Origin of the sequence: Pseudanabaena sp. FACHB-2040 (assembly GCF_014696715.1) — a bacterium.
Classification (GTDB): domain Bacteria; phylum Cyanobacteriota; class Cyanobacteriia; order Phormidesmidales; family Phormidesmidaceae; genus JACVSF01.
On record NZ_JACJQO010000001.1, the window covers coordinates 149,588 to 176,427 of the forward strand.

Below are 26,840 nucleotides of genomic sequence, written 5' to 3' on the forward strand. Positions count from 1 at the left end.
ACCGGGTTTCTACTTTGCTAGCTTAAACTCAACTTGAGGCTGTAGAGGAGAAACCTGGTTTCTCTCCAGCGTGACTGCCATTCTTATTCTCAAATTATTATGTTCGACACTCTATTTATTAACAATCCGGTGCCTGACCTGAAGGTAGATCCGCTGCGCCCCCTCAAAGGGGTGATTGTTGGGGCGGGACAGGTGGGTATGGCCTGCGCCTATTCCTTACTGATCCAAAACGTCTTTGATGAGATGGTCCTGGTAGACATCAACCGGGAAAAGCTGGAGGGAGAGGTGATGGACCTGGAGCAGGGCATGCCCTTTGTCGAGCCGACCACCATCAAAGCCGGCACGATGGCAGACGGAGCCGGAGCCGACATCGTAATTGTCACCGCAGGCGCAGCTCAAAAACCGGGAGAGACCCGCCTAGACTTGGTGCAAAAAAACGTCGAAATCCTCAAAAAGCTGATCCCCGATATCGTTAGCCACGCCCCCGACGCCATTTTGCTGATGGTGAGCAACCCGGTAGATGTGCTTACCTACGCGGCCTGGAAGCTGTCGGGCCTGCCCAGAGCGCGGGTACTAGGGTCGGGCACGGTGCTCGATACGGGCCGCTTTCGCTACTTGCTGGCCCGCAAGCTGCAGATCGATTCTCGCAGCCTCCATGCCTATGTGATTGGCGAACACGGCGACAGCGAAGTGCCTTTTTGGAGCCAGACCAATGTGGCTGGGGCGCGACTTTACTACGACGGCATGCCCGACGCCGACCGGCAGGCGATGGATGACGTGTTTAACCAAACCAAAAACGCTGCCTACGAAATTATTCAGCGCAAGGGCTATACCAGCTACGCTATCGGCCTGGCCGTAACCCAAATTGTGCAGGCAATCGTGCGAGACCAAAATCGGGTGCTGACCGTGAGTTCTTTGCTAGATGATATTTCTGGCGTTAAAGATCTCTGTCTCAGCCTGCCTGCCGTCGTGAACCGCATGGGGGTAACGCGAGTGCTCAAGCTGCCTTTGAGCGAATCGGAGCAGACCCAGCTCTGTGCCTCTGCCCGAACCCTGCGGGACGTGATCGACCAGATTCGGTTCTAGACTGAAAACGTCGCCCGGTGACGACCTCATGGCTCTGCTCTACTTCCTGATTGCCTTGTTACCGATTTTGACGGTGTTTTTGCTGTTGGTGGTAGCTCGTCGCCCTGCTAGTCAGGCAATGCCGGGGGCGCTGCTGGTAACGGTTGCGATCGCACTCCTAATCTGGCGTGTTCCCCCCATCCAGGTAGCAGCCTCGCTGATACAGGGCGCAGTGATTGCTGCTGAGATTCTCTATATCGTGCTGGGAGCCATTCTGCTGCTGAACGTGCTGCGCGAGTCGGGGGCGATCAGCGTCATTCGCGAGAGCTTACTGGGGCTGTCGCGCGATCGCAGAGTGCAGGTGATTATCATCGCCTGGCTATTTGGCAGCTTTATCGAAGGGGCCTCTGGCTTTGGCACGCCCGCCGTGATCTGCGTGCCGCTGCTAGTAGCCGTAGGCTTTCCGGCGATGGCTGCCGTCATGGTCGCCCTGATTATCCAGAGCACTCCCTCGACCTTTGGGGCTGTGGGCACCCCGATCCTCTTTGGCGTCGCCACTGGGCTAGAAGGAGCCGAAACCGTAGAGGCGACCCTGGCCAGTCAAGAGCTGCCCTTCCCAGCTTATCTAGATCAGGTCGCTGCCCAAGCCGGACTGCTGCACGGCCTGATCGGCACCCTCATTCCCCTGATTTTGGTGCTGACCCTGACCTACTTCTTTGGCCGCCCCTCTTCCCTCTCTGAGGGGCTAAAGCTCTGGAAGCTAGCCCTGCTAGCAGGCGTCGCCTTTACTTTACCCTACACCCTGACTGCCGTTTTTCTGGGGCCTGAGTTCCCCTCTCTAATTGGCGGCCTAGTTGGGCTAATGGTCATAGTTGGCGTACTGCGGCGAGGCTGGCTGCAGCCTCCGCAAATCTGGGACTTCCCCCCCGAGGAGCAGTGGCCCGACGAGTGGATAGGCAGCGTCATGCCCCAGCTGCGCACCCCGCCCCAATCGATGACCGTGCTTAAAGCCTGGCTGCCCTACCTGCTGCTGGGCCTGCTGCTGGTGCTGTCGCGGCTGCAGGCACTGCCCCTGCGTGGTTGGCTCCAGAGCCTGCGCTTGAGCTGGCCCAACGTGTTAGGCACCAACCTGGCCATCTCCTCCCAGCCCCTCTACCTACCCGCCACCCTGTTTTTGGTCGTGGTCGTAATCACCTACTTCCTCCACCAGATGAAGCCGCCGGAGATGAGGAATGCGATCGCACAAGCCCTACCCCTACTGCAAAAAACCGCCCTGGCCCTCGGCGCTGCCGTCCTCATGGCCCGTGTCTTCATCAACTCCGAAGTCAACACTGCCGGACTGGCCAGCATGCCCCTCACCCTAGCCGCAGGCATATCTGCCCTAGCCGGCCAAACCTGGCCCTTCTTCGCCCCCATCGTCGGCCTGATCGGAGCCTTTGTCGCAGGCAGCGTCACCGTCAGCAACATGATGTTTTCCCTGTTCCAATTCGGCGTTGCCGAAGCCATCAACGCCCCCACCGCCGCCATTCTTGCCCTCCAAAGTGTAGGGGCCTCAGCCGGCAACGTCATCTGTGTCTCCAACATCGTCGCCGCCGCCGCTACCGTCGGCCTCCTGGGCCGAGAAGGTCTGCTAATTCGCCGCCTCATGATCCCAGTGCTGTATTACCTGGGGTTTACGGGGCTGCTGGGCCTAGTGGTGGTGGGGTGAGAAGACACGGAGACACAGAAGAAGACAAGCAGCAAGATCTCCATCTCCCATCCTTCCCTTCTCCCTTTCCCCGCGTCTTCCCCTCTCCCTATTTCTACAAAAGGATCCAACCATGCCCCAACTCATCCTCATCCGCCACGGACAAAGCCTCTGGAATGCCGCGAACAAGTTCACTGGTTGGGTAGACGTGCCCCTGAGCGAGCGAGGTCGAGCTGAGGCCACCATTGCCTCAACCAAGCTACGAGACTATCGGGTGCAGGTCTGCTATACCAGCAAGCTGATTCGGGCCATCGAAACGGCCATTGTTTGCCTGACTGAGTGCAGTGAAATCTGCGGCGGTCGCGTTCCCATCATCCAACACGATGCCAGCGATCCCGACTGGCATGGCTGGGACAGGTATGAAGGCGAACCCAGCGAGGAACTGCCCATCTTCACCTGTGCAGCCCTCGATGAACGCTACTACGGTGACCTACAGGGCCTAAACAAAGCCGAAACCGCTGCTAAATATGGCGCAGCCCAAGTTCACGAATGGCGACGCTCCTACACCACCCGCCCCCCCCGTGGCGAAAGCTTAGAAGACACCCAAAAACGAGTCATCCCCTACTTCAACCAGCGCATCCTGTGCCACCTCCGGGAAGGCAACAACGTTTTAGTTGCTGCCCACGGCAACTCGCTGCGGGCCATCATCATGGTGCTAGACAACCTCAAAGAAGAAGACGTGCCAACACTAGAGCTAGTCACCGGAATTCCAATCATCTATGAGTTTGATGACGAAGGGAAAGTGACAGGCAAGGTGATTTTGAATAATTAAGACGCGGGGATAGGGGGACACGGAGACAAAGCTTATCTACTCCTTCCTTCCCCGCATTTCCCCTCTCTGCGTCCCCGCGTCTTCTCCACTCCCGCCTAACTCACCTGCCGCGTCGGCCTCACCAGCAAATCATGCACCTGCACATGCTCAGGCTGGCTCAGGATATACGCAACAGCATCGGCCACATCCTCGGGCTGGAGGACGGGGTATTTGCTATAGAGGTCTTGGGCTTTTTCGAGGCTGTTGTGATACTTTTCAGCAAATTCGGTTTCGACAAAGCCAGGGCTGACAGAGGACACGCGGATATCTAGCCCTTCGGATCTGAGTTCTTGGCGCAGTCCTTCGGTGAGCGATCGCACCGCAAATTTCGTAGCCGAATACAGGCCGCTGCCGCCCGGTACCCGGTGCCCCGACATAGAACTAATGTGCAGAATGTGGCCTTGGCCGCTCTTGTCCCGCATGTCGCGGGTGGCCTCGCGGGTACAGATACAGAGGGCTAGCACGTTGACCTCCAGCATTTCTCGCCAGGCTTCGGTGCCGCCCTCCATCAGGGACTGCTTGTGGCCCAGCCCGGCGTTGTTAATCAGTACATTCACGCCGCCCCAGCTATCGCGCACAGTCTGAAAGAAGGCCAAAATGTCTGCTTCTTGGCGCAGATCGACGGATTGAATCAGAACTTCAGTACCGTCAGCCTGAAGCTCTTGCTGCAGACTCAAGAGCCGCTCCTCCCGGCGGGCGCAGAGGGCAAGACGATAGCCCGACTGGGCTAGCCGCTGGGCAATTGCTCGACCAATACCGCTCGATGCCCCCGTGATCATAGCCACCTGGTTCGCTTGATCTGTCATATCGTCCCCCTGTACTCAACCCGTAAACGGTTAAGATTTTAGGCGCTTGCAGGGCCGTTCGCCCATGCGCTTGAGATACACCCCCCCTTTTAGCTGAAGAAAAGTGATGAAAAAGTGGTTTTTAGCAGTTTTGACGGTGGCTGCCCTAGCAGGCTGCAACGGTAACCAGGCTACAGTTTCTGTCCCTGAAGCAGCCTCAATCCCTGAAGTCACAGCCACAGCTCCTGAAGTTGACACCTTCACCTTTGATGAGATTGACCTGTCGGGCTGCGGGCTGATGCTTCTGGAGGAAGGAACTGATTTTAGGGCGGATGGGATCTACCTTTTTAGCGGTTATGTCGACCCTGCAGTTTCTCCTCAACCGGGCGGCAGTATGCGGATGAGGCTTGATAGTGAGCTCGTTCGCTTCACCCGCACCGAGATTGAGGGCGAGGGTATTCCAGGGGGGCAGTACTCCGTCCAACGCTTTGTCAGTGAGGACGGAGACACTACAGTAACTGTCGCAGTCGGCAACGTTGAGAGTGGTATCGAGGAAGCCAATGCTATAACCGATGCCACTATCACCGTCACCCGCGATGGTCAGGAAACTACCGTTGAAGCAGTCGGCGACACTGGCTGCTAGCGCCGCTTGGGATCGTGGCGCATGGCTTTGTGGATGGCTTTCCAGCGTCGCTTGGTGTTGAGGCTGGCTAAGCTGTCCTGCCGTTCGGCCAGATGGCGCTGCTCTCGCTGTAGCTTGTGGTAGCTGTGTAACCGGGCTGGATCGAGATCGCCGGTTGCGATCGCAGCCTGCACTGCACACCCCGGCTCTTGCTGATGCTGGCAATCGCGAAAGCGGCACTGCTGCGCCAGCGTTTCCACCTCAGAAAATGCTGTTTCCAGCCCCTCTGCTGTGGACCAGAGCTGCAGTTCCCGCATACCCGGAGTGTCGATCAGCAGCGCCCCAGAGGGCAGCCGCAGCAGATGGCGGTGGGTGGTAGTATGTCGCCCCCGCTGGTCGTTGGCCCTCACCGCCCGAGTCTCCTGCAAAGAGTCTCCCAGCAGTGAGTTGGTCAAAGTTGACTTACCCACGCCAGAGGAGCCGATTAGAGCTACCGTTTGCCCCGGCTGTAGATAAGGCTCTAGCGCCTCTATCCCAGATCCCGTTAGAGCACTGATCGGCACGACCGGCACACCGAGGGCAATTCCCTCTACTGCCTCCAACCGAGTCTCTAGGTCTTCGCAGTCATCGGCCTTGTTCAGCACAATCACCGGATTAGCTCCACTTTCCCAAGCCAGCACCAGCGATCGCTCAATCCGCCGCAGGTTAAAATCACCGTCCAATCCCGACACCAAAAAAACGGTATCTATATTGGCAGCAACCACCTGGGCCTCTGTCTTACCGCCAGCTGCCTTGCGCGCGAACTGGCTTTGCCGGGGCAGCACCTGGTGAATCGTGGCATGGGTGCCGTCGTCGTGCAGCTGCACTGCGACCCAGTCCCCCACTGCCGGAAAGGCCGAGAGATCTGCTGCCTGGTGCCGAAATTGTCCGCTGAGCTGGGCTGGGAGCTCACCCTGCTCGGTATAAATCCGGTAGGTTCTGCGATATTCCAGCGCTACCCGCGCGGCTACGTACTCTGAACCGTTGGTCAGCGTAGCAAAATGCTGGTTGGTGCGATCGCACCAACCCAATTCAGTTAAGTTCAACGTCTTTTTCCTCAGTGAAGCCTACGAAGGGCAAGGCTTCTAAGGGCTGAAGCTGGGCGTGAAATGCTTAAGCAGCCAGATCAGCCGCTGACCTTGCCAGAAGAGTATTGAAAATGCCGTGCGATACAGACTCAGCCATAATCTTTACCTCCTATAGCAAGCAGCCCGGTGAGGGCAATACTCCCAAAGTAGCCTGTGGTTCAAGATTTAGCAAACTCGCAAAGCGAGCCCTTTGGCAATATCCGTGAAAAGGGAGATGTGTAGCTACGGATACTTTTTGTAGGGTTTGCCCAAAGCTTAGGAGGGTTTAAGGATTTCATGGACAGGCAAAACGACCACGCCCGAGACAGCTTGGCCCACCAACGTCTCCAGGCAGATCAGCGCCAAAATGCCATGCGCACTCGCACTGAGGCTGAAATGCACCAGGCTGACTCATCCAACCTAGAGGAGCAGTCTCGAGCAACGCTGGCTCGCCAGCGGCAGCACAGTGAGCACCTCCAAGATACGCTGCGGGAACGCACCGAAGAGGAAATTGAGTAGCAGCCAAAAGCGGCTGCAAAGCACCTTTTCTTAACATTTTCTGGCGATTTACAGGAAAACTCGCCTCGTCATTTCTACCCTAGGGGAGAATTCCTTGCTTTCTTAAGCCTATGCCTAGGAGGGGGATGCTAGGCTTATAGCGATGCCTGGACACTGAAGCATGGTATTGACTCCCGAAACGCTACAACCCTCCTTCTCCTCTGATGCTCAAGCAGGCAACGACAGGGTCGCTGTTCTGCTGATGGGCTATGGCGAAGTTGAAAGCTACGAAGACTTTGCTAACTACAACGAGCAGGCGCTAAACCTGCTCACAGCCAAGTTCGCCCCCGTGCCGACCTGGGTGTATCCTCCCTTGGCTAAGCTGCTGGCCGCCTTTGACCTACACGAGTGGGATCACCAGCACGACCACTTCATTTCTCCCCACAACGCTATCTTCGAAAAACAGCGGGCTGGCGTTGAGCAAGCCCTGAAAGAGCGCTGGGGCGATCGCATTAAAGTTTTCAAAGCCTACAACTTCTGTAAGCCATTTCTGCCTGAGCAGGTGCTGGCCCAGATCAAGGAAGAAGGCTTTGACAAATTGCTGATCTATCCCCTACTGGTGGTCGATTCTATCTTCACCAGCGGCATTGCCGTAGAGCAAGTCAACAAAGCCCTGAGCGATCTTGCAGGCGGCACTGAACATTGGCTTAAAGGCACCCGCTACATTCCCTCCTTCTTCGACAAAGCTAGCTACATCGATCTGTTGGCTCGCCTAGTCGAAGAGAAGATCCAGAAGGAACTCGCCGTTGCCCACCTGCCCTCTCAAACGGGCATTGTGCTGATGAACCACGGCTGCCCCCATAAGGCCAAAGGCTTTACCTCCGGCATCGACGAGAGCCAAAAGCTTTATGAACTGGTGCGGGAGAGGCTGATCTACCGCTATCCGCTGATTTCGGTTGGCTGGCTCAATCACGACACACCCCTGATTGACTGGACTCAGCCCAACACCCATCTGGCCGCCCGCAATCTGATTGATCTGGGCGCGACATCTCTGGTGTTCATGCCTATCGGTTTTGCCACCGAGAACCACGAAACCCTACTCGACGTCGAGCATATCATCGGCAGCCTGCGGCGCAAGCACCCCGAAGTGACCTATGTGCAGATGGACTGCGTCAACGACCATCCCGAATTTCTCAAGATGGTAGCAGGCTGGGCTGATACTCACATCGCAGACTTGCTTTCGGCTCAGGCCCAGGTTGTTAACCCGGCGATGGCCGCACTGCAAGCTCAGAGCTATCAAGGCCACAGCCACGATCATGATCACCCTCACGATCACGATCACCACGCTGGGCATGGGCATCACCACCCCAGCGAGCACGAGCATCATCACGCTCATTAATGGTTTAATCTCCCAGTAACACAAATGCGGTAGAGACAGTTTCCCTGTCCCTACCGCATTTCTCTGTTTAGGTCCTGCTTAAGCCTTGCTCAGAGCTGTTGCCGTTTAATTTTACTGGCCCGTCTGAATGTAGGTATTGACGTTGCGTATGGCCTGCAGCGCATAGGGATTGTTAGGCCGGATTTGCAGCCCTGTATTGAAATATCGCAGTGCGGTCTCGTAGTCGCGGATCTCCGTAGCTGAATAACCTGCATTGATGTAGCGATCAAAGTCAGGGGCCGCATTAGCAGGGGCCGCATCGTTACTGACCCGGGCAACAGTTTGGGTAGCCTGGGCAGCCTGAGCCGTTTTTTGAATCGCGTTTTCCATATTCCAGGAGGCAATAGTGGCCATGCGATCGCCCGGATTGACCGCCAATGCCTGCTCAAAATACTGCTGCGCCACCCCATAGTTACCCACCCTTGACTCGGCATAGCCCAACCGCATCAAACGATCATATTCAGATTTGCCTGGTAGGGCCGCCTCTGGAGCAGACACACTCGCTCCCTGGGCCTGTCTAGCCTGAGGCGTATCAGTCTGTCCGCTTTCAACAGACATAATGCGCTGAATGTAGATTTCAGGAGTTATCCCTAGGTTAGAGAAGTTGGGGCTTTCTCCTTGAGTTGAGAGCCTACGACCTGAAGTATCCTCAGCTTCGGCATCGGCTAGCGTAGTTTGATCGGCAGCCTGACCATTTTCCTGGCCGTTTGCAGGGCTGCTACGAGGCTGGGTTGAGAGACTGTGGCTCTGATTTTGCTAGGGGCTTTTGTATGCCTGCCCTCCCCTGCTGCTACGAGGCTGGGTTGAGAGACTGTGGCTCTGAGCACTCACTTGCCCAGCCGGCAGCCCACTCAGCAGCAATAAACCAGCTGACATCAAAGACGCATACTTAAAGACTTTCCTCGGGTTTCCTCCGCCAAGTTAAAAATTTAAATAGTAAAAGTGCCTGATCAAGGCTTCTCACTCACACTCCGCAGCAGATCAGGCAATAACGGAAAACAGTCTATTTTTCCGCTACCTATTACCTTTGCTTTTTCAAATATTAGGCAAATCGACGTCTGCCACAGGGCAAGACCTGACCCCGAAGATCTCGCCCAAGGGGGATAGCCCTAAGTCCTAGTGCCTCAACCTCTGGGGGCAGGTGAGGGCTGCTGGTCAGAAATGGGGAGAGTTAATTTCCTGGAGGTAGAGGGAAAGCTCTGCTGTAGAAGTTCCTGTGTAGAAGTTCCTGTAGGCATAGGTTTGGGGTTCACTTCAGCGAAAGCCAGAGGTCGCTCTGTTGTTTCACTGAAACTCCCTAGAGAAATGGGTGCCTACTTTAGTTTATACTTCTTTAGATAGATGCGCGTTTCGTTGGTATGAATTCCCTATGGAAAATTCCTGGCTGACCGACTACATCCTTTATTCTGAGCGGAATGGGCAAGCATTTGCTCGTCGGGCCTGTCGGCCGCTTGAGTCTTATATGAAGCGGCTGCAGGGGCTTGCCATTACCAAAGAAGGAATGGCAGCAGAAAGTAAGTACCTAAATATTGTGCCAGGTGGAGCGACCTGTGAGTGTCCTGCCTGCCAGCTTAGGGTACCGGGCAGCTCCGGCATTTTCTGGGCTTTCAAAGACGATGAAGCCACCTTCCCCGATGAATGGCTGCGACGATTCCGTTAAATCTATTTTCACTAAAATTCGGAGCAAAATCAAAAAGGGAGGCCACTGCCTCCCAAGCTGAATCAGGGCTGCGTCACCTCAGTTCATTTCTGTTAAAGAAGCCGTTTCAGGATCTGGAATCATGGGCTCCTGAACCATTCGGTCTTCCCTAGATTTTGGCAGCACCAGATTGAGCACCAAAGCGCAAATGGAGCCGACAGAAATGCCAGACTCCAAGACGCTGCGCATCTGTTCTGGAAACCCGACCAGTGCCTCAGGAATGAAGGTCACGCTTAGCCCCGTGGCTAAAGAGGCCCCGACGATTACCAGAGATCGGTTCGTCATATTAATCTCGCGCAGAATATCAAAGCCGGCGACGACCACCGTACCGAACATCAACATAATAGCCGCTCCAAAGACAGGGGCCGGAACCGCTGTTGAAACTGCACCAATAATAGGAAACAGCCCCAAGACTGCCAAAATACAGCCGACATAGAAACCGATGTAGCGGCTGCCCACGCCCGTAAGCTGAATAATGCCGTTGTTTTGCGATAGGGTCACTGTCGGCAGCGTGCTACAGCAGGAGGCGATAAAGGAGTTAAAGCCATCTCCTAACAGGCCGCTCTTAAGGCGTCTGATACATTTAGGCCCTTGAATGGGTTCGCCAGTCACTATTGAGATGGCTGTGATATCGGCGGCTTCCGCATTTGTCATGAGTCTTCCTTTGTCACTACAAAGCTCTGGACAGATAGAAGTGGATAGCCAGAAGTAAACAGCGCTACCAAAACCTATTAAATGCCTGCTTGAGAAACCTAAGGCTATGGTTGTTAACGGCAACCTACTTAAGCTTTTTGAATAAGCTCAGCTCATTCTGGTTGTTTGAATTGATTTTTATCTGCTTTGTTTGAAGTAATTTGTATATGTCAAAACATTTAGAAGATGATCTGGCCTAGCGCCGCCGCAATTGCCGTGCGATCGCATCTCCCACCCACTGCACCACCTGCACCAGCACAATCAGCAGCACTACCGTAATCAGCATAACCTGGGTGTTAAATCGCTGATAGCCGTAGCGAATAGCCAAATCTCCCAAACCCCCACCGCCAACTACTCCCGCCATTGCCGAGTAGCCAATCAGGCTGATCACCATAATTGTTAGCCCCAGCACCAGAGAGGGCAGCGCCTCCGGGATCAGCACTTTGGCGATCACCTGCCAGTAGCTGCAGCCCATCGACTCCGCAGCTTCTACCAGGCCCCGATCCACCTCTAGCAAAGAAGTCTCGGCCACCCGAGCATAGAAAGGAATGGCTGACAGCGTGAGGGGCACCAGCGCCGCTGTACTGCCGATGGTCGTACCTACAATCAGGCGCGTTAACGGAATGATGGCCACCAGCAGAATGATAAAAGGCACCGACCGCCCTGCATTAACCACAGACCCTAGGCTCTGATTCAGAGCAGGGTTGGGCAAGAATCCTTTGGGCGCAGTGATGACCAGCAACAGGCCTAGGGGCAGGCCAAACAGGGCTGCCAGCACAGCTGAAACGCTAACCATATAGAGCGTTTCAAGGGTTGCTGTCCACAAGCTGCTCAGAAGCTGTGGGTCCATGATGCACCTCTACTTCGATGTTGAGTTGATACAGGTGTTGCAGAGCTGCCTGCACCTCTGCGCCAGAAAGCTCTAGCTGTAGCTGGCCCACTGATTGACCGCCAATCGTTTCGATACTGCCGTTGAGAAGGTTGACCTCTACATCAAATTGCCGCACTAGGCTGCTGATAATGGGCTGATTCGCTGCTGCCCCGTTGAAGGAAACGGTGGCGAGCAGGCTGCCAGAGCGCAGCGGCCGCTCCCGACGACGAGGAAAAAAGTCTTGAGCCAGCCGAGAACTAGGCTGAGCGGCCAAATCAGCTACCCGCCCCCGCTCTACCACCTGCCCCTGCTCCAAAATGGCAACGCGATCGCAAATGTGTTTGACCACACCCATATCGTGGGTAATCAGCAAGATGGTCAGACCCATTTTCTGGTTCAAGTCCTTCAACAGCTCCAGAATCGAACGAGTTGTTTGGGGATCAAGGGCCGAGGTGGCCTCATCTGACAAGAGCACCTTGGGCTGGGCAGCCAGAGCGCGAGCAATGCCTACCCGCTGCTTCTGCCCACCTGAGAGCTGGGCTGGGTAATGATTTCCTTTTCCTGCCAGCCCCACCAGCGCCAGCAGCTCCTCAACCCGCGCCTTGCGCTGCAGGCGGCTATAGCCCATCACCTCCAGGGGAAAGGCAATATTTCCAGCTGCCGTGCGAGAGCTGAGCAGGTTAAAGTGCTGAAAAATCATGCCCATGCGCTGCCTCGCCCGCCGCAGATCGGCTCCCGACAGGGCAGTAATCTCCTGGCCATCGACCACAACTGTGCCAGAAGTCGGTGTTTCCAGACGATTGACGCAGCGGATCAAAGTACTCTTACCGGCCCCACTCTGGCCGATTACCCCAAAAATCTCGCCTGCCTGGATGTCTTCACTGAAGCCCTCCAAAGCAACAAAGGGCCCATACACCTTGCGTAGCTCCCGAATCGTAATCATAAAGCCGCCTAAAATGCTGGGATCACAGCTCCCTGGTACTGGTCATTGATAAACTGCTTGACTTGGGGGGAGGTCAGCAGGGTAGCTAGCTGCTGAATCTGAGGATTGTCTTCCTGTCCCTGCACAACTGCCAGCACGTTAGCGTAGGGATTGTCTTGGGCTGCTTCTAAGGCCAGCGCATCTTGCGAAGGATTCAATCCACTTTCAATGGCGTAGTTGCCGTTGATTACTGCCAGGTCAACATCATCTAGAGCACGTGGCAGCTGAGCCGCTTCTAACTCTACCAGCCGAATGTTTCTGGGGTTGCTCTCAATATCGGCAGGGGTTGCCCCAACCCCTGCATCTGCAGTGAGCTGCAGCAGCTGATTACTCTGCAGCAGTATCAGCGCTCTCCCTAAATTAGTGGCGTCATTAGGAACAGCAAGCTGAGCGCCATCTGCAACTTCACTCAAAGCAGAGATTCTTCTGGAATAAAGCCCTAGCGGTTCAAGGTGGACTGCCGTAACGGCTACCAAGTTGAGGCCGCGCTCCTGGCTAAAGTCTTCCATATAGGGCACGTGCTGAAAGAAGTTGGCATTTAGCTGGCCATCATTCAGGGCAAGGTTGGGCTGTACGTAGTCTGTAAACTCAACAATCTCAAGAGACAGTCCGGCGTCAGCGGCCAGATTCTCCTGCACGTACCTGAGAATCTCGGCATGGGGCACTGGAGAGGCCCCCACCCTCAACGGAGAGCCTCCGGCCGGAGCATCGGCACCAGCGCCTTCCGTTGTAGTCTGCGGCTGGGAAGGTTCGCAGCCCGCAAATAGAGCTGTGGCTGTAAAAGAGCCGGCCGTAATAAGGAAAAAGCGCCGATTGAATCGGGGCGAAATGTGAAGACTGCGAGGGTTTTTCCGGGGTATTTTCATAGATCTCTCGAAATTTTGGGCTCCAAACGGGCTGAGGCGCAATAGTCAGCGGTTAACAGCAGCAAGCAGGCGACATACAGCCGTAACGAGCAACCAGAATCTGTTGGCCTGCCAGCTTGCTGCCTGATTTTCTACATCCCGTTCGACATATCGCAGTCTACGAGCTAGAGCGGGGAAAGTCAGTCGTCGCAATGACAATGCCCCGCGAAGCAGAATAAATGCCTGTCATCCAACATAGAGGCTAGATTTAAAGGCTGGGAATCTGCCAATAGAAAGATTCTCAGTCTTTAGACACCTGGCCCTATCTGCTAGAATAATCTCGCATTGCGCCATAAATAGCAGCCCAAAAACCTGGGGAATTAGCTCAGCTGGTAGAGCGCTGCGATCGCACCGCAGAGGTCAGGAGTTCGAATCTCCTATTCTCCATTCCTGTACATTCGCACATTAAATGTCGCATTTCGCCAATTGATGTCGTTTTTCGCAAGATAGCATCGTTTTTCGAAGATCAATGCTGCAATAATTTTTTGGAGAACGTTGGATGCTATTCGCAACTAGAAGAACCGCATCGACGCCACAGCCGACTAAGACTCCAAAGCCCTTTTCTCCCTCGACAAAAATGCAGTCGATTGCACCTCTAGCGAGTCATGACCAATGCGCCCGCCGAGAAGGCGTGTAGTTCGAGCAGAAGGTTGATTAAAGAAACTTTTTACGAGACGGGTGGATATTGGGATAACTGCAGGAACTTCGATGAGTAGCGAATTGAAGTTGAACGACCTGGATTTAGCCAAGGATCCGGAGAACACACAACCGAGGTATCTATTTCTGAAGCGAATTGCAAAGACACAGTTTTGTTAGTGCTGTTGCAGAACAGGCGTTGTCAACATTTCCTGAATGAGGGCAATTAAAGCATGAGAGACAGATTCTTGATTGGTAGCATCTAAGCAAACTAGAGGAGGTCGCTTTTTCTCATCTAATAAACCTAAAGCCAGTGCGATATTGTCAGGTGCCCAGGCATTAGGGAAATCCATGTGAGAAAGACCAATAATCATGGGAATTTGAGCTCGTTGGCTCATGAAGCTGAGAATACGACGGCCGTTACGAAGATCTTGAGGCCGATGGGCATTGACTAGAAGAACGTAAGCGTGAGCTTTTCGGATGAGTATGTCCCACATGAAATCAAATCGAGATTGTCCAGGCGTGCCGTATAGATGCATTGCCTGCTCAGGCCCAATAGTAAGACGACCAAAATCAAAAGCAACTGTAGTGTCTCGTTTGAGCAAAGCAATTTCATCAGTGGCTCGTCGGTCAGTATCTACTACTTCAATTTCGCTGATAGTGCGAATAAAGCTTGTCTTACCTGCCCCGACTGTGCCTGTAACCACAACCCGTAAAATTTCCATCAAACCCTACTCCGTAGAAAGCCAACTAAATTTTGAAGCAGTGAAGTACTTACCGTTGGTTTCTCTACTTCTTCTATTCTTTCTTCATGAACAGGGTGAGAAAGCTTAGTAGCGTTACCGAGAACGTTTAGTTCACTGTTTGCAGTAAGTAAAGGAAATGTGGAAGTCACCAAAGGAACTTCTTCCACTAATCCAATCAACATCAGGCGGAAAGCAGCTTGTTGAATTATGGCAATTGGTTGGTTAAGCTGCTTGGCAGTATCTCGTAGGGAAACTGTGCCCCTAGCAAATTCCCATACCTGCCATTCAAGAGCATTCAGACGAGCTTGAGGTTTGCCTGGCATGATGCTTTGAATAGCTGATTCAGCATCTGGGAGAGCATCTGCCAAAGCTTGCCAGTGCTTCAAAGTTCTCAATCCCACCAGTGCAACTTCTATTGCAGGCGTGCTTAATCCAGTCATTTCTGTAGTAGGCAGAGGCGCTTTGCCATCCAAATCAAACTGACCAATGCCAAATTCAAAAAGCGTCCAAATTTTTTGCATTTGAGCCATAAACAGTAAGTTTAATTGCTCAGACTGAAGAGCCCCTTGCATTTTAAGAGCCAATCCTAAGGGGGTTTCAGGCCTGCAAAGGCCTTCAAGTCTCTCCATTACACGATGACTTAACCAGCCTTTTTCTGTAATCTTGGAGGCTAAACCTTGTCCATCAAGCCGTTCTGAAGCAGCAACTACCCGCCCTTGACGGAACCAAACATAATAAGGGTTTTTCTTGGATTCTTGAGAATTAGCTGAAATATAAAGGGTGAGGCGACCAGTTTTACGTCCTTGATCAACCATTCTGAAGAGTTCAGCCAGGGAAAAGCCTTCGAGGGAACTAGATAAAGTCATCATCAGGGCCAAGTTGTGGAGGGGGTAGAGAGGCTGTATCCCGTTAGTGGCGCTTTGCCCTCAGCGATTTGCTTCTCTAGATTCTTAACTTAGAGTTTAAAGGTGGAGAACTTGGGGAGAAAGGAAGGAGTTTTGATTCAAGCCCTCAATGGTGTTCCCCACGACTGCAATCAGATTGAGAAGCTGTAGTCATTGCACAGAGCACTCACAAATCGATTAGGTGACCCGAGACCGTTTTTAGCACTTGATGCGGTGCTGTCCCAGCGTTTCAGTTGCTAGTACAGCACAGAGTCTAGATGCGCTTGGCGTTCCCCGCCCTGGGCGCATCTGCAAATTCTGTTGATCAAGCAGCCAGTACTAACAAAACCTCTGGGCAATGCCTAGAGGTTTTGTCTAACGAGATTTACAGCTTCAGCTAAGTATTCGTTGTGAATATTCGGGTTGTTACAGACTCCAACCAAGCGTCGCTGCTACCTGGCTAGCTAACTCTACCGGATCAAAAGGTTTAGTTAGCACGGCCATCACACCTAAAGCAGCAAACTGGCGTTTGTCAGCAGCTTGAGCTTTAGCCGTTAACAGAATAACGGGGATCTGGCTAGTGCGTGGATTTTCCTGAAGTTTCTGAAAGGTAGTTGGCCCGTCCATATCTGGTAGCATCACATCTAGCAAAATCGCATCAGGTTGTTCAGACTCAGCTTTGGATAATCCCTCACTGCTAGAACTTGCGGTCAAAACCTCCCAACCTCCCATCATTTCTAGGCTGGCTTGGGCGACTTCTCGAATGTCATCTTCATCATCAATGAGTAAGATACGTTTGGCTGTCACGGCTTGCACCTCAATTCGGGTATCAATGAGCTAATGTTCTGATACTTGGTTTAGTAGAGCAATGATGTGATCCGCCAGTGCTTCTGGAGAAATTCGACTTTTGGTAATAAACTCAGTTTGTCGCGACTGTAGACGAGCCCGCTCGGTGTTGTCGAGTTCCCTAGCAGTGTAAACAACTACAGGTACTTGAAACAAATGCTCCTGTTGACGAAGCCAATCGACTACCGCGAAGCCATCTCCTTTAGATAAGGCAAGATCGAGTACTAATAGATCAGGAATGAGTTGTTGACAAAGCTCAATCGCTGCAGGCTCGGTTTTAGCATGGGCAGTCTGAATGCCGTGGTGGTTGAACATTGCAGTGAGGACACTAGCTAAATCCAAATCATCTTCTACAATCAAGACTCGGCCATCTTGCCTCCGTCGTTTTGCAGCTTGCTCTAATGCTTGGAATAGGGAGGCTTGATCAACGAATTGGCAAAACCAAGCTGCAGTGTCTTGCAGCTTAGCTTGACTTTCAGAAGATAGATTACTGAAGCCTAACAAAAGAATGTCTTGGGTATTTAAGTTGTCCTTTAAGGTTGCTAGGCTGCTCCAGCTATTTGTTGTAGAGGCGTCTAAGTCAATCAGAACCGCTAGAGGTCGCATGGCTGAGGCCTGGCCGATTACTTCCTCGCTTGAAGTAACCGTTAGCACTTGATATCCGTGCTCTTCTAACAAAGCTTGCAGTGCGGGAGATCTAACTGAAACAGCTTGGTAGAGCAATATCAGGCGATCGTTACCGGAAACGAGGGGAAACTCTGGTTCTTTGTTGACCAGGACAGGTAGGCTTAAATAAAAGGTGCTGCCCTCACCTGGCGTGCTTTCTACCCAAATCTTGCCATCGTGTTGCTCCATAATGACGCGGCAGATCGCTAAGCCCAGACCTGTTCCTCCTTTCTGCCGAGTATCGGATGCATCAACTTGTTGAAATCGCTCAAAAATGGACTCTAGCTTATCTGCTGGAATGCCTCGACCTTGGTCTTGAATCGTAACCAAAAGAGTAGGGTGACCGAAAGCCGGAGAAGATGGGAATGCCGGCTCGCGACTGGAGCTATATCGCTCTTGAGTATTGTCTTTTGCTTTTGAAGGGTTGGTAATTTCTGCACTCAGCAATACTGTTGTACCAGGAGGCGAGAACTTGATAGCGTTGCTGAGCAAGTTTGTTAGAACCTGGATTAGGCGATCGGGATCAACATGGCATTGAGTAGATAGGCTAGAGACAGATAGTGTAATGGCCGCTTTATCAGCCATCGTTTGCATTGTCTCCACAGCTTGATGCATTAAATCTGCAATGTTACAAGGTTGCCTAGAAAAAACGATTTTGCCAGATTCTAAAGCTTCTAAGTCGAGAATATCATTAATAAGTCGCACTAAGCGATCGGTGTTATTAACCGCGATTTCAAGCATTCGATGCCCCTTTTCAGAGAGTGTTCCCATCTTTCCCGTGAGCAGCAGGCCAAGGGATCCGCGCAATGAAGTTAAAGGAGTCCGAAGCTCATGGCTGACAATAGAGACAAATTCATTCTTCATTCGTTCAATTGCCCGGCGATCGCTAACATCGCGGGCAATGATTGAAGTTCCTACAATTCTTCCAGCCACGTCTTTTACAGGAGACATCGTGAAAAACACATCGATTAATGTGCCGTCCTTGCGCTGGTGTTGAACCTCGGAATGGTTAAAATAAATTTGCGAGAGATCCTGAGACGTCTGCAATAGCGAATCTGTGTTTAGGGAGGGGATTAGGAGAGACATGACTGGTTGACCAATTGCCTCTTGAGCAGAATATCCATAGGTTCTCTCAGCTCCTGAATTCCAGCTCAAAATTTTGCTGTCTAAGGCGGTGCCAATGATGGCATCATCGGAAGACTCCACAATGGCCGCTAATCGAGCAAGCGCTTCCTCGGCCTGTTTGCGATCGCTAATGTCGCGTATGATGACCAAGACCTCATCTTCACCACTGACGACAATCCGGGCCTCCTCAGTGCTAATTTCGTCGTCAACTTGAAGCTGAAACTCATAGATTTGAGTTTTACCTGTTTGAAGTGCTTGCTCTGCATAATAGATTCTTTGTTGAGCAGTCTCCAGTGGCATTACCTCAAACAAATTCCTGCCGCGCATATTCTCATAAGGTATGATGGCGTGAAAGTCTTTGGGGGGAATAAAGTCTAGATAAGTGCCATCCCTCCGCATACGAATCATTAAATCTGGAATAGCTTCTAGAAGGGCGCGGTTAGTTATTTCACTCTTATGGAGTGCATCTTTTACTTGCCTTTCGTCCGTAACATCAATTCCAGTGCCGATGACGTACTCTACTGAACCTTCACTATCTAGTAAAGCCGTATTTGACCAGACAATGAGCCGGCTTTTGCCTTCTTTAGTAGTCCAATAGTTTTCATGAGTATTAGGAAATTGCCCTGCCTTTAAATTAGCGAAGACCTCTCTTACTGGCTCTATTTCTTGAGGGAGCAGAAATACACTCCAGAAAGGTTTATGCCTAACCTCATCAAATGAATAGCCTGTTGTTTGCTGACAGTTGCGATTAAAGCGAACAATTCTTCCTTGGCAGTCAAGAACAATGACTAGAGCATCAATGGTGTCAAGGACAGCGGAGATAAAGTCGCGCTCCTGCTCCAAAGTTATCTCAACTTGATGGCGTTTAATAATTTCTAGATAAATCCAGTAAAAGATCAGGAAGAAAAGCGTAAAAACAATAAGAACGCCGCCTATCGAGTGAGAAAGTGTGCTTCGAACATTCGTCTGCACATGCCGCAGTTGAGCTTGTATAAGAGCTGAATTTTCCTTTGTTAGAAGGTCCATCTCTTCATGACTTCCGCTGAGCGGCTCTTGAATCTGGTTTGACAGAAGTATTTGAGCAGCTTCTAAACCCTCCTCTTGCCGAACCACGATCAACGTCTGGGTTTCAGCGATTTCATTGGCTAAGATTGCATTGATGTAGTCAATTCTGTCTTGATAGCTGCGATTAGCTCCAACAGCCTGCTGAATCTCTTTGATTTCCTTCTGAACTATCTCGACAGTTGAATTATGCAACTCTAGGTGTTTCTGGTTTCCAGAAAGAACATAGCGGTGTTGACTCATCTCGATGTCTTTCAACCGAAGATGCACATGATCCAGTCTCTCAACGACTGCTTGTTCTGCAATGGTTGAATTTGCCGTCCGTGCTAGCTCAGTAATACTGCGGTAAGAGGCTGTGCCAATAATGGCTAATACTGCAGAGGCGGCTCCAAAACCGAGTCCGATCCTTTTTAGAAAGAGACCAGATTTTGTTTGCCGTTGTTTACGGCGAATAACAGTACGCTCTAGATCCGCCAAGTTTTGCCTTAACTGGATCTGTTTGGTCACCTGACGGCTTAGAGTTTGAAGTGCCTCTATTTGCTCTTTGCTCAGTTCGCGTGGTACCTGATCAATTACGCAAAGCGAACCTAAAATGAAGCCTTCAGGGGTAATGAGGGGAGCACCGGCATAAAACCGAATATGGGGAGAACCCGTTACCAAAGCGTTATTAACGAATCGTTCATCGGCGAGCGCATCAGGAATGATAAGAACGTCGCGTTGCAGAATGGCATGAGCACAGAAGGCTAGATTACGAGGAGTTTCTGTAGCCTCTAACCCAATTCTGGATTTAAACCACTGACGCTCTGCATCGATCAAGCTAACCAGAGCGATTGGCGTTTGGCAGATATGAGCGGCTAGACGAGTAATATCATCGAACGCTTCTTCAGGAGCAGTATTTAAGATATTACATTGAAGAAGGGCTGCCAGCCTGGATGATTCGTTATCGGGGAAGGGGGCACTGAACATAAAGTCTTTAGGAATGCTGGAGCCGTTAAAGTTTTGAGGCGCGGCGAAGCTGTTGCATTAATACGGAGAAGCTGAATGGAGCGACAGTATAGTCAAAGGCTCCTATCTCTAGAGCTTTTTCTGCTTCATTGGATTGAACCTCTAGTAGGATTACCCGTGAGCTGCGCGTCACTTTATTTCGTTTCAAACGTTTAACGAGTTCTAACCTATTCAAGCCAGGAAACGCCCCTAATAAGATGACATGACTAGAAAGGGAAGGGGCTGCTCCTCCTAATGTCTCGATCATCGTCTTGCCATCTTGCAGCCAATGGCAATGATAGCCGCGTGTTTCTAGTGCCCGTAGAGTTGCCTTGGCAAACGTGGAATCAGGATGCACCAACACAACATCAATATTTAATAGGGACTGGGGCTGAATTGGTTGCCAGCCGAAGGGTAAAACCCGATCGCCTCCTGCCTTTTTAGCATCAGCTAATGCCGCCATTGCTGCCTGATAGAGCAAGTTTAACCCTGTTCCATCCTCCGGGTATTGAGTAACTCCAGCACTGAAAGTTACCTGAAATCGCTTGCCGCTCGAGGCAGTAAACTCCTTCAAGCGTAGGGTTTCTAAAACGTCTGCTAACCCTTCCACTCCTTCGCTGCGGGTCATACCATAGAGCCCGATCGCAAACTCTACCCCGCTCCAGCGAGCGACTACATCCTCACTCCGAAACTTTTGTCGCAGGAGCTGCCCGATCTGGTACAGCACCTGATCGCCAATCACCTGTCCGTACTGGTGATTGATCTGCTTTAGGTCATCTGGCTTCAGCATTGCTAAGCAGACGGGTTGTTGCGATCGCTTTGCTAGCAGCAAAAGTCGATTGAGGTCTTCAGTTGACTGCTGCCGATTGGTAATGCCGGTTAAGGGATCTGTTTTGCTAAGGCGGCGAAGCATCCGGGTTCGCTCTAACCGATTGAGAATGCGCGTGACTAACTCTGTAGCCACAATGGGTTTGCTGATATAGTCGTCAGCTCCGGCAGCAAAGACCTGATGAACGGTGTCGGGGTCTGTCTTGCTGGTGAGAAATAAAATCGGAAGCCACCCCCAACGAGAATCATTGCGAAGGGTCTGACAAAGCTCAATTCCGCTAACCTCTGGCATCTCGATATCTAATACCAATAAATCGGGAGGTACAGTCTCTAAGCAGTCCCATAACTGCAAAGGATGATCCAGGGTAATCACCTCAAAGCCCCAAGGTTCCAAAGTGACTCGCAGCATTTCCAAAATTGAGGGATCGTCATCTACGATCAAAACCCTGCCCTTACTAGCTTCAGTCTGCTGGAGAATATGGTCAATTGCGTCTAGAACCTGAGTTGCGGTGGCTGGTTTTTGCAGAAAGCCTCTTCCCCTCAACCGAGAAATGCTAATGCGATCGCTAAATTGGTCCTGTTCTGAGCAGACCAAGACAGGGAGAGGCGGTGTATAACTAGCAAGTTCGTTAAGCAGAGATTGTTCGCTCTCAGAGACATTGGCTAAGGGCAAGTCGAGCAGAACAATATCAGGGCGATCGCATCGGATTGCGACTCTGGCTGCAGCTACGTCAGCAGCAGTAGAGATCCGTATTTCACCCGCTGCGACGTCTGGCTGCAACAAATCAGCCCACTCCCGGCTAGCACCGACTATTAATACTGAGGGCTGGCGACCGGCTTTTTTCTCTCCTTGATGCTTTGCTTCTAGCTCTGCATTAGAGGAGTCAGGCTGTTCCAGCGGTTGCTGAGTCGCTCCTTCCACCAACTGCCGTAGAGCTTTTATCAGTCTTTGCAAGGACTTTAGTTGTGGTTGTTTGAGCTGAACTTCAGGCTGGCAGAGGGATTCAATTTTTCGAGCTAGCTGAGATCCTTCAGCAATGCCAAATGTGCCTAGAGAACCTACTAGCTTGTGAGCTTCCTGTCGGGCTTCCTGCCGTGTGTCTTTTTCCAGAGGATTTGTTTGTAGGATGGCAATCGCCTGATCCAAAAGCTCTACCCGATCTAGGATCTTTCCTTGAGCTCGCTGCCAAATTTTGGCGACAGTTTCTCTTGTCTGCTGCATCTGGCTAACATTTGCCAGCAACGTACTAGATGCCTGAGGTTTGATCTCATCTTTCAAGTAAGTCTGATTCAGGCGATAGCCTAGACCGTATACTGTTTCAATTAAATCAGGCGCGCCCACGGTCTTTAGCTTTTGCCGCAACCCCTTAATGTGAGACTTAATAGTGTCCTCTTCTGGAAACTCATCAAAAGACCACAGCTGATCTAAAATGGCGCTGCGGCTATACACTCGATTACTGTTGCGCAGAAACAGCTCTAGCAAAGCATATTCTTTAGGAGTCAAGCGCAGCGGAACGTCGCCATAGGTCACCCCACAATTGCTTGGGTCAAGTTTTAGATTCCCCCAAGTCAGCACTAAGGTAGAAGTAACCTGTCCTCGGCGCAACAAAGCTCGAATTCGTGCGGTTAACTCTGTCGGTTCAACGGGCTTGATTAGGTAGTCGTCTGCACCCGCATCCAAACCCATTACCTTATCAGTATTGGTGCTGCGAGCAGTCAGTAGCAGTATGGGGACCGGATTGCCTTTGGCCCGCAACTGACGGCAAAAGCTTACGCCATCTAGCTTTGGTAGCATGACATCTAGCAAAACCAGGTCGTAGGAAATCTCTTCAACTAGCTCCCAACCAGCCTGGCCGTCTGCTGCTGTATCTACAACATAGCGATGTTCTGTCAGAACCGTCTTGAGCAGTTCAGCAACGTGTTCATCGTCCTCCACCAGTAAAATTCTCATTGCTGATCGCTGCTTCTCGAAACTTGACAATTGAAGTTTTTGCTCAAGAACCTGAACCGAACTGGCTAGGAGTGTGCAGTGGCGGCCTCATGGAAAGGTCAAATCGAAGGTAATGCGCTTAGAAAAAGGTTCTAAGCGTTAACACTTACTTAAAAGAACTCGTTAGTCAGCGGGATATCGGTTGGAGCCGAAGTTTGCAGTCCTAGAAACAAATCTGCTCCTTAAAGATTCCCTAATCACTGCCGTAAATTCCATCAGAGCCTAACTTTCAGTTCTAGCCCTTAGCCTTATAGCTAGAAAATAGGCTGCTAATTCACCTAATCCGCTTGAGTCAACGCAGCGGGCTCAACGTGAATGCATATCGTCACAAGTGCTGAGTGCCGACGAAACGGGATGAAGATAGCCCCGAATGTACTGCAAAGTTATACAGGTAAGGTGAAAGCTCATTAACAAGCCACACATACAGAAGGATGAGTTGGAGCGGTTGGTTGCTCAAGCAATTTTGTAGACTGCTCAAGATAGCGCAGGTTGCTCCAAAGAGTGTATTTAGAGTCAGAAACAGTAATGACGACTTGAACACCTTCTTCAGCCAAAGCCCAGCCTAGGTCATAGATCTGCTGCCGCTTCCGGTGATCAGCAACCCGTAAACAGCTAAAGATCTCATTCCGGCAGCCCATGCCATCATAAATTTGTCCATCAAACCAGAACTTGAATAGCGAAACCAACTTTTCATTGATGACTAAGGGTTCCATATGAGATCTCCAAGGGAACAAAGTGGGGCTGGACTCAACCTGGCGTAATTTGAAGGTAAGGCCAAAAGGTGGAGAACCCGTGGAGAAATTCCTCTAATACGGTTGAAAGCCTGCTTTCTCGTGCCAAACGCATGAAGAGACAAGCTTTTTGCGGATCATGCGTTGCTTGGCCTTCTGTTGCTCTTGCTCCAAACCAGCAGCAAATTCCAAGGTTAGAGCCGAGAAGTTGTTTTGAGGCTGTTTTGGGTACCTTAAGCCCCCACCCAGCATAAAATAGCGTAACACAAGGCAGTATAAATACTTAATGGACTAGATCGTTTGCTTCAGAGGGTTTCTCTGAGGCTAGGAAGTTTATCGCTGTGTATGCAGATGTTTGTGTGCGATCGCAAAATGGTCAACACGGTAACAGAATATATTGCTGATACTAATCACTAACCAACTTTGTATATAATCTTGAGCTGCTGTACACCGTTTTGAACGAAGGGACGAGCTTTGAAAAGCGTTTGGCTATCTGCACCTCTTCTTCTGGCAGTATGTCTACTGCTATCGGAAGGCCTTGGAAGAGCACAATCTCTACAAGTTGGGGTCAATCGTTGGCTAGAAGTCCGTCAAATCGTGGGCAGCGTCACTTTCAATCAGGGGCAAACCTCTCAAGCCGCCCGAGTGGGTACTCGCCTCCAAGCAGTTGGAGACACTGTCAGAACAGGTTCAGGCTCTAGTACAGTTCTTGCTGTAGATACCGGCATCGGTTTCGTCAGCGTTGCAGAAAATACAGCAGTGAGGGTAGAACAGCTGCAAACGGCTCCTAACGGCGGCAAAATCACTCGGCTACGAGTCACCGGAGGACAAGCCCGTCTACAGGTACGTCCATTCACCAACGGTGACTCTAGACTAGAAATTGAGACGCCAGCAGGCGTTAGCGGGGTACGAGGTACAACTTTTGGGGTAAGTGTCCATCCAGATGGCAAAACAGGCGTTGCTACCTTAGAAGGAAGCGTAGTTACCGCAGCAGAAGGACAATCAGTCGCAGTTAACACTGGGTATCAAAGCCTCGTTATTCCGGGTGAACCTCCTTTACCCCCTACCCCCTTGACTGACAATACTCAGCTAGACCTGAGGGTATTGGTAGCAGTGAACAACCAAACTGTGCGAGTTGCAGGACAGGTTGATCCAGTTAACTTACTGCTTATTGCTGATACCCCCCAGCTGGTAGAGCGTAACGGGCAATTTGACATTAGAGTGCCTCGTCCTCAGAATCAGCGGATCAAAGCCGTTGTCATTACTCCTCTAGGAGCTAAACAGACTTATGAATTGGCAGTTCCATAAAAGCTCCTTAAGCGCTCCTACCAAGAAGCTCTTAGCAGGAGGTGTTGGAGCAGCTCTTGCATTAAGTTTGGTTGTGCCCTCTGCACAAGCACAATCTAGCTATCCTGAGTTCTGCTCAACCCATAATGTCATTCAAGAAGATAGCGTCATTGTCTTAGGCAGAGTACCCAACAGGCCCTATGTTGTGGTGGTGCCTGCTCAGGGGCAATATACCCTCGAAAGGGTACGCAGATGTGTTCCAGATGCATTTCAATCGAGTTCTAGGCTAGGAGACTATATTAATGCTGGCGCTTTTTCAGACCGAGGCAGCGCGGAACGTCTATCTTCTTATCTTCGAAGTTTGAATTTAGATGCAAGAATTGTTCATTTTTAGTAAGCATCCTAAACGCAGCGAAACTTTTTCCTATTATGCAGGTACTGCATGTATCCCCAATTGGCGGACAGGAATCTCGATCGCAAACTCTGTACCCTTAGCTGATTCTGAAAAGCATTTCAGGAATCCATTATGCTTCTGAGTTACAATCTGATGGCTAATCGACAACCCTAGGCCTGTTCCTTTACCAATCGGTTTAGTGGTGAAGAAAGGATCGAAAATGTGCTGCTGCTGCTCTAACGATATTCCTGGTCCGTTATCTCGAATCCTGATTATTACCTTATTTTGCTGAGCTAACTCTGTATAAATTTCAAGCTGGCACTCTTCTAAGCAACCGCTCTGTTTTGCCTCGTCCAGAGCATCAATTGCATTACTTAGAACATTCATGAATACCTGATTTAGTTGGCTAGGATAGCACTCAATGAGGGGAAGACAGCCATAGTGTTTAAGAACTTTAATCTGAGAATTCTTGGGCTGGGAGCGCAGTCGATACTGCAAAATATCGAGCGTACTATTTAGGCCTTCATGAATATCAACTGATTTGATAGCCGACTCATCGAGGCGAGCAAAGGTTCGCAAAGACTTTACAACCTCACGAATACGATCGGTCCCAGCTTTCATTGAATGAAGAATTTTGGGAAGATCTGCTGTTATAAAGTTCAAATCTTTTTCTTCAAAGGTCTGTTGTATGGCAGGTGTAGGATCTGGATACTCTTTTTGATAGAGTTGCAATAAGTCTAAGAAGTCCTGAGCATGCTGCTGAACATACTTGAGATTACCGTGAATAAAATTAATAGGATTGTTAATTTCGTGAGCAACACCTGCTACCAGTTGCCCTAAGCTAGACATTTTTTCGCTGTGAACTAATTGCGCCTGGGCCTCAGCCAGCTTAGCTAGGTTATGGCGTAACTCCAATTGCGACATAACCTGCCGACTCAACACCTGCAAGGCTGACAGCTGCTCAGGACTCAATTGACGAGGTCGATTGTCAATTGCACAAAGTGTTCCTAATGCGTAGCCTTCAGAATTAACCAGAGGAACTCCTGCATAAAAGCGGATAGGCACAGACGTGACTAAAGGATTGTTAGCGAAACGCTCATCTGCCAAAGTATCTGGTACGATCAGCGGCTCCGGATGCAAAATAGCATGAGAGCAGAAGGCTAAATCACGAGACACTTCTGGAACCTCTAAACCCACCTTGGACTTAAACCACTGGCGATCACTATCAGTCAAACTGATTAGAGAAATAGGGGTGCCGCAGATATAAGACGCCAAGCGGGTGATATCATCAAATGCTTCCTCAGGCAGCGTGTCGAGGATATTGTACTCTGACAGCGACTTGAGTCTTTGCATTTCATTATCAGGTAGAGGCGCTACTTGCATAAGGCATTCGGGATAAAAATGAATCCTTTTGGTTGATTCCCTGACTATAGATTTTA

22 protein-coding genes and 1 tRNA gene are annotated in these 26,840 nt (G+C 51.0%); 9 read left to right on the top strand and 14 right to left on the bottom strand.

Features of this window, described 5'->3' with window-relative positions:
* The first annotated feature begins 99 nt into the window (after positions 1-99).
* From H6G13_RS00690 to H6G13_RS00700, 3 genes are all read left to right on the top strand, one after another.
* Positions 100-1,086 (top strand): L-lactate dehydrogenase, encoded by a 987-nt coding sequence (locus H6G13_RS00690; RefSeq protein ID WP_190481128.1) that lies wholly within the window; start codon positions 100-102, stop codon positions 1,084-1,086.
* Positions 1,087-1,114: 28 nt separating this feature from the next.
* On the top strand, positions 1,115-2,773 hold the full coding sequence (locus tag H6G13_RS00695; protein WP_190481130.1) for an L-lactate permease: 1,659 nt from the start codon (positions 1,115-1,117) through the stop codon (positions 2,771-2,773).
* Between the two features lie 112 nt (positions 2,774-2,885).
* Complete coding sequence (locus H6G13_RS00700) at positions 2,886-3,584, top strand: 2,3-bisphosphoglycerate-dependent phosphoglycerate mutase (protein ID WP_190481132.1); 699 nt, start codon at positions 2,886-2,888, stop codon at positions 3,582-3,584.
* A 95-nt stretch (positions 3,585-3,679) separates the two neighbouring features.
* Here H6G13_RS00700 and H6G13_RS00705 read toward each other — a convergent pair whose 3' ends face one another.
* Complete coding sequence (locus tag H6G13_RS00705) at positions 3,680-4,429, bottom strand: SDR family NAD(P)-dependent oxidoreductase (protein ID WP_190481134.1); 750 nt, start codon at positions 4,427-4,429, stop codon at positions 3,680-3,682.
* Between the two features lie 106 nt (positions 4,430-4,535).
* Between H6G13_RS00705 and H6G13_RS00710 the strand changes: the two genes are divergently transcribed.
* Positions 4,536-5,051, top strand: a complete 516-nt coding sequence (locus H6G13_RS00710) for a hypothetical protein (protein ID WP_190481136.1) — start codon at positions 4,536-4,538, stop codon at positions 5,049-5,051.
* Here H6G13_RS00710 and rsgA read toward each other — a convergent pair.
* Entirely contained in the window at positions 5,048-6,115 is a 1,068-nt protein-coding gene (rsgA, locus tag H6G13_RS00715; RefSeq protein ID WP_190481138.1) for a ribosome small subunit-dependent GTPase A, read from the bottom strand. The genes H6G13_RS00710 and rsgA overlap by 4 nt on opposite strands.
* 318 nt (positions 6,116-6,433) lie before the next feature.
* Between rsgA and H6G13_RS00720 the strand changes: the two genes are divergently transcribed.
* Both H6G13_RS00720 and H6G13_RS00725 read left to right on the top strand, forming a co-directional pair.
* Positions 6,434-6,655 carry a hypothetical protein gene (locus H6G13_RS00720; protein WP_190481140.1) on the top strand — a complete coding sequence of 74 codons (222 nt, stop codon included), beginning with the start codon at positions 6,434-6,436 and terminating at the stop codon, positions 6,653-6,655.
* 160 nt (positions 6,656-6,815) lie between these two features.
* The gene (locus tag H6G13_RS00725) at positions 6,816-8,033 is read left to right on the top strand and encodes a ferrochelatase (RefSeq protein ID WP_190481142.1); all 1,218 of its coding nucleotides are present in this window, start codon (positions 6,816-6,818) and stop codon (positions 8,031-8,033) included.
* Positions 8,034-8,144: 111 nt separating this feature from the next.
* Here the strand turns inward: H6G13_RS00725 and H6G13_RS00730 are convergent, their stop codons facing one another.
* Positions 8,145-8,630, bottom strand: coding sequence for a hypothetical protein (locus H6G13_RS00730; RefSeq protein ID WP_190481144.1), 486 nt, complete (start codon positions 8,628-8,630; stop codon positions 8,145-8,147).
* A gap of 811 nt (positions 8,631-9,441) precedes the next feature.
* Between H6G13_RS00730 and H6G13_RS00735 the strand changes: the two genes are divergently transcribed.
* Positions 9,442-9,732: a hypothetical protein gene (locus H6G13_RS00735; RefSeq protein WP_190481146.1), complete on the top strand. Its 291-nt coding sequence runs from the start codon at positions 9,442-9,444 to the stop codon at positions 9,730-9,732.
* Positions 9,733-9,810: 78 nt separating this feature from the next.
* Here the strand turns inward: H6G13_RS00735 and H6G13_RS00740 are convergent, their stop codons facing one another.
* The 4 genes from H6G13_RS00740 to H6G13_RS00755 form a co-directional block, all read right to left on the bottom strand.
* The gene (locus tag H6G13_RS00740) at positions 9,811-10,425 is read right to left on the bottom strand and encodes a solute carrier family 23 protein (protein WP_190481148.1); all 615 of its coding nucleotides are present in this window, start codon (positions 10,423-10,425) and stop codon (positions 9,811-9,813) included.
* A gap of 235 nt (positions 10,426-10,660) precedes the next feature.
* Positions 10,661-11,314, bottom strand: a complete 654-nt coding sequence (locus H6G13_RS00745) for a methionine ABC transporter permease (RefSeq protein ID WP_190481150.1) — start codon at positions 11,312-11,314, stop codon at positions 10,661-10,663.
* Positions 11,271-12,278, bottom strand: coding sequence for an ATP-binding cassette domain-containing protein (locus H6G13_RS00750; RefSeq protein ID WP_190481152.1), 1,008 nt, complete (start codon positions 12,276-12,278; stop codon positions 11,271-11,273). Before H6G13_RS00750 ends, H6G13_RS00745 begins: the two co-directional genes overlap by 44 nt.
* A gap of 8 nt (positions 12,279-12,286) precedes the next feature.
* Positions 12,287-13,183, bottom strand: coding sequence for a MetQ/NlpA family ABC transporter substrate-binding protein (locus H6G13_RS00755; protein WP_190481154.1), 897 nt, complete (start codon positions 13,181-13,183; stop codon positions 12,287-12,289).
* Positions 13,184-13,536: 353 nt separating this feature from the next.
* Here H6G13_RS00755 and H6G13_RS00760 point away from each other — a divergent pair.
* A tRNA-Ala gene (locus H6G13_RS00760) sits at positions 13,537-13,609 on the top strand.
* A gap of 425 nt (positions 13,610-14,034) precedes the next feature.
* Here the strand turns inward: H6G13_RS00760 and H6G13_RS00765 are convergent.
* The 6 genes from H6G13_RS00765 to H6G13_RS00790 form a co-directional block, all read right to left on the bottom strand.
* Positions 14,035-14,583 (bottom strand): ATP/GTP-binding protein, encoded by a 549-nt coding sequence (locus tag H6G13_RS00765; RefSeq protein ID WP_190481156.1) that lies wholly within the window; start codon positions 14,581-14,583, stop codon positions 14,035-14,037.
* Positions 14,583-15,473, bottom strand: coding sequence for a DUF4388 domain-containing protein (locus H6G13_RS00770; protein ID WP_199305652.1), 891 nt, complete (start codon positions 15,471-15,473; stop codon positions 14,583-14,585). Before H6G13_RS00770 ends, H6G13_RS00765 begins: the two co-directional genes overlap by 1 nt.
* Before the next feature lie 441 nt (positions 15,474-15,914).
* On the bottom strand, positions 15,915-16,295 hold the full coding sequence (locus H6G13_RS00775) for a response regulator (protein WP_190481158.1): 381 nt from the start codon (positions 16,293-16,295) through the stop codon (positions 15,915-15,917).
* Positions 16,296-16,325: 30 nt separating this feature from the next.
* Positions 16,326-20,153 carry a PAS domain S-box protein gene (locus tag H6G13_RS00780; RefSeq protein ID WP_190481161.1) on the bottom strand — a complete coding sequence of 1,276 codons (3,828 nt, stop codon included), beginning with the start codon at positions 20,151-20,153 and terminating at the stop codon, positions 16,326-16,328.
* Positions 20,154-20,178: 25 nt separating this feature from the next.
* Positions 20,179-22,950, bottom strand: coding sequence for a response regulator (locus H6G13_RS00785; RefSeq protein ID WP_190481163.1), 2,772 nt, complete (start codon positions 22,948-22,950; stop codon positions 20,179-20,181).
* 446 nt (positions 22,951-23,396) lie between these two features.
* Positions 23,397-23,702: a hypothetical protein gene (locus H6G13_RS00790; protein WP_190481165.1), complete on the bottom strand. Its 306-nt coding sequence runs from the start codon at positions 23,700-23,702 to the stop codon at positions 23,397-23,399.
* A 615-nt stretch (positions 23,703-24,317) separates the two neighbouring features.
* On the opposite strand from H6G13_RS00790, the gene H6G13_RS00795 reads away from it, so the two are divergent.
* Positions 24,318-25,028 carry a FecR family protein gene (locus H6G13_RS00795; RefSeq protein ID WP_199305653.1) on the top strand — a complete coding sequence of 237 codons (711 nt, stop codon included), beginning with the start codon at positions 24,318-24,320 and terminating at the stop codon, positions 25,026-25,028.
* 406 nt (positions 25,029-25,434) lie between these two features.
* On the opposite strand, the gene H6G13_RS00800 is transcribed toward H6G13_RS00795, so the two are convergent.
* Entirely contained in the window at positions 25,435-26,784 is a 1,350-nt protein-coding gene (locus tag H6G13_RS00800) for an ATP-binding protein (RefSeq protein WP_190481169.1), read from the bottom strand.
* Positions 26,785-26,840: the final 56 nt, after the last annotated feature.

Excerpts from the sequence above, each read along its gene's own strand:
- H6G13_RS00710 (WP_190481136.1), top strand. The coding sequence starts at position 4,536 with ATGAAAAAGTGGTTTTTAGCAGTTTTGACGGTGGCTGCCCTAGCAGGC.
- H6G13_RS00730 (WP_190481144.1), bottom strand. The coding sequence starts at position 8,630 with ATGTCTGTTGAAAGCGGACAGACTGATACGCCTCAGGCTAGACAGGCC.
- H6G13_RS00800 (WP_190481169.1), bottom strand. The coding sequence starts at position 26,784 with ATGCAAGTAGCGCCTCTACCTGATAATGAAATGCAAAGACTCAAGTCG.
- H6G13_RS00770 (WP_199305652.1), bottom strand. The coding sequence starts at position 15,473 with ATGATGACTTTATCTAGTTCCCTCGAAGGCTTTTCCCTGGCTGAACTC.
- H6G13_RS00790 (WP_190481165.1), bottom strand. The coding sequence starts at position 23,702 with ATGGAACCCTTAGTCATCAATGAAAAGTTGGTTTCGCTATTCAAGTTC.
- H6G13_RS00765 (WP_190481156.1), bottom strand. The coding sequence starts at position 14,583 with ATGGAAATTTTACGGGTTGTGGTTACAGGCACAGTCGGGGCAGGTAAG.
- H6G13_RS00755 (WP_190481154.1), bottom strand. The coding sequence starts at position 13,183 with ATGAAAATACCCCGGAAAAACCCTCGCAGTCTTCACATTTCGCCCCGA.
- H6G13_RS00750 (WP_190481152.1), bottom strand. The coding sequence starts at position 12,278 with ATGATTACGATTCGGGAGCTACGCAAGGTGTATGGGCCCTTTGTTGCT.
- H6G13_RS00745 (WP_190481150.1), bottom strand. The coding sequence starts at position 11,314 with ATGGACCCACAGCTTCTGAGCAGCTTGTGGACAGCAACCCTTGAAACG.
- H6G13_RS00720 (WP_190481140.1), top strand. The coding sequence starts at position 6,434 with ATGGACAGGCAAAACGACCACGCCCGAGACAGCTTGGCCCACCAACGT.
- H6G13_RS00735 (WP_190481146.1), top strand. The coding sequence starts at position 9,442 with ATGGAAAATTCCTGGCTGACCGACTACATCCTTTATTCTGAGCGGAAT.
- H6G13_RS00700 (WP_190481132.1), top strand. The coding sequence starts at position 2,886 with ATGCCCCAACTCATCCTCATCCGCCACGGACAAAGCCTCTGGAATGCC.
- H6G13_RS00690 (WP_190481128.1), top strand. The coding sequence starts at position 100 with ATGTTCGACACTCTATTTATTAACAATCCGGTGCCTGACCTGAAGGTA.
- H6G13_RS00740 (WP_190481148.1), bottom strand. The coding sequence starts at position 10,425 with ATGACAAATGCGGAAGCCGCCGATATCACAGCCATCTCAATAGTGACT.
- H6G13_RS00695 (WP_190481130.1), top strand. The coding sequence starts at position 1,115 with ATGGCTCTGCTCTACTTCCTGATTGCCTTGTTACCGATTTTGACGGTG.
- H6G13_RS00785 (WP_190481163.1), bottom strand. The coding sequence starts at position 22,950 with ATGAGAATTTTACTGGTGGAGGACGATGAACACGTTGCTGAACTGCTC.
- H6G13_RS00725 (WP_190481142.1), top strand. The coding sequence starts at position 6,816 with ATGGTATTGACTCCCGAAACGCTACAACCCTCCTTCTCCTCTGATGCT.
- H6G13_RS00705 (WP_190481134.1), bottom strand. The coding sequence starts at position 4,429 with ATGACAGATCAAGCGAACCAGGTGGCTATGATCACGGGGGCATCGAGC.
- H6G13_RS00780 (WP_190481161.1), bottom strand. The coding sequence starts at position 20,153 with ATGTTCAGTGCCCCCTTCCCCGATAACGAATCATCCAGGCTGGCAGCC.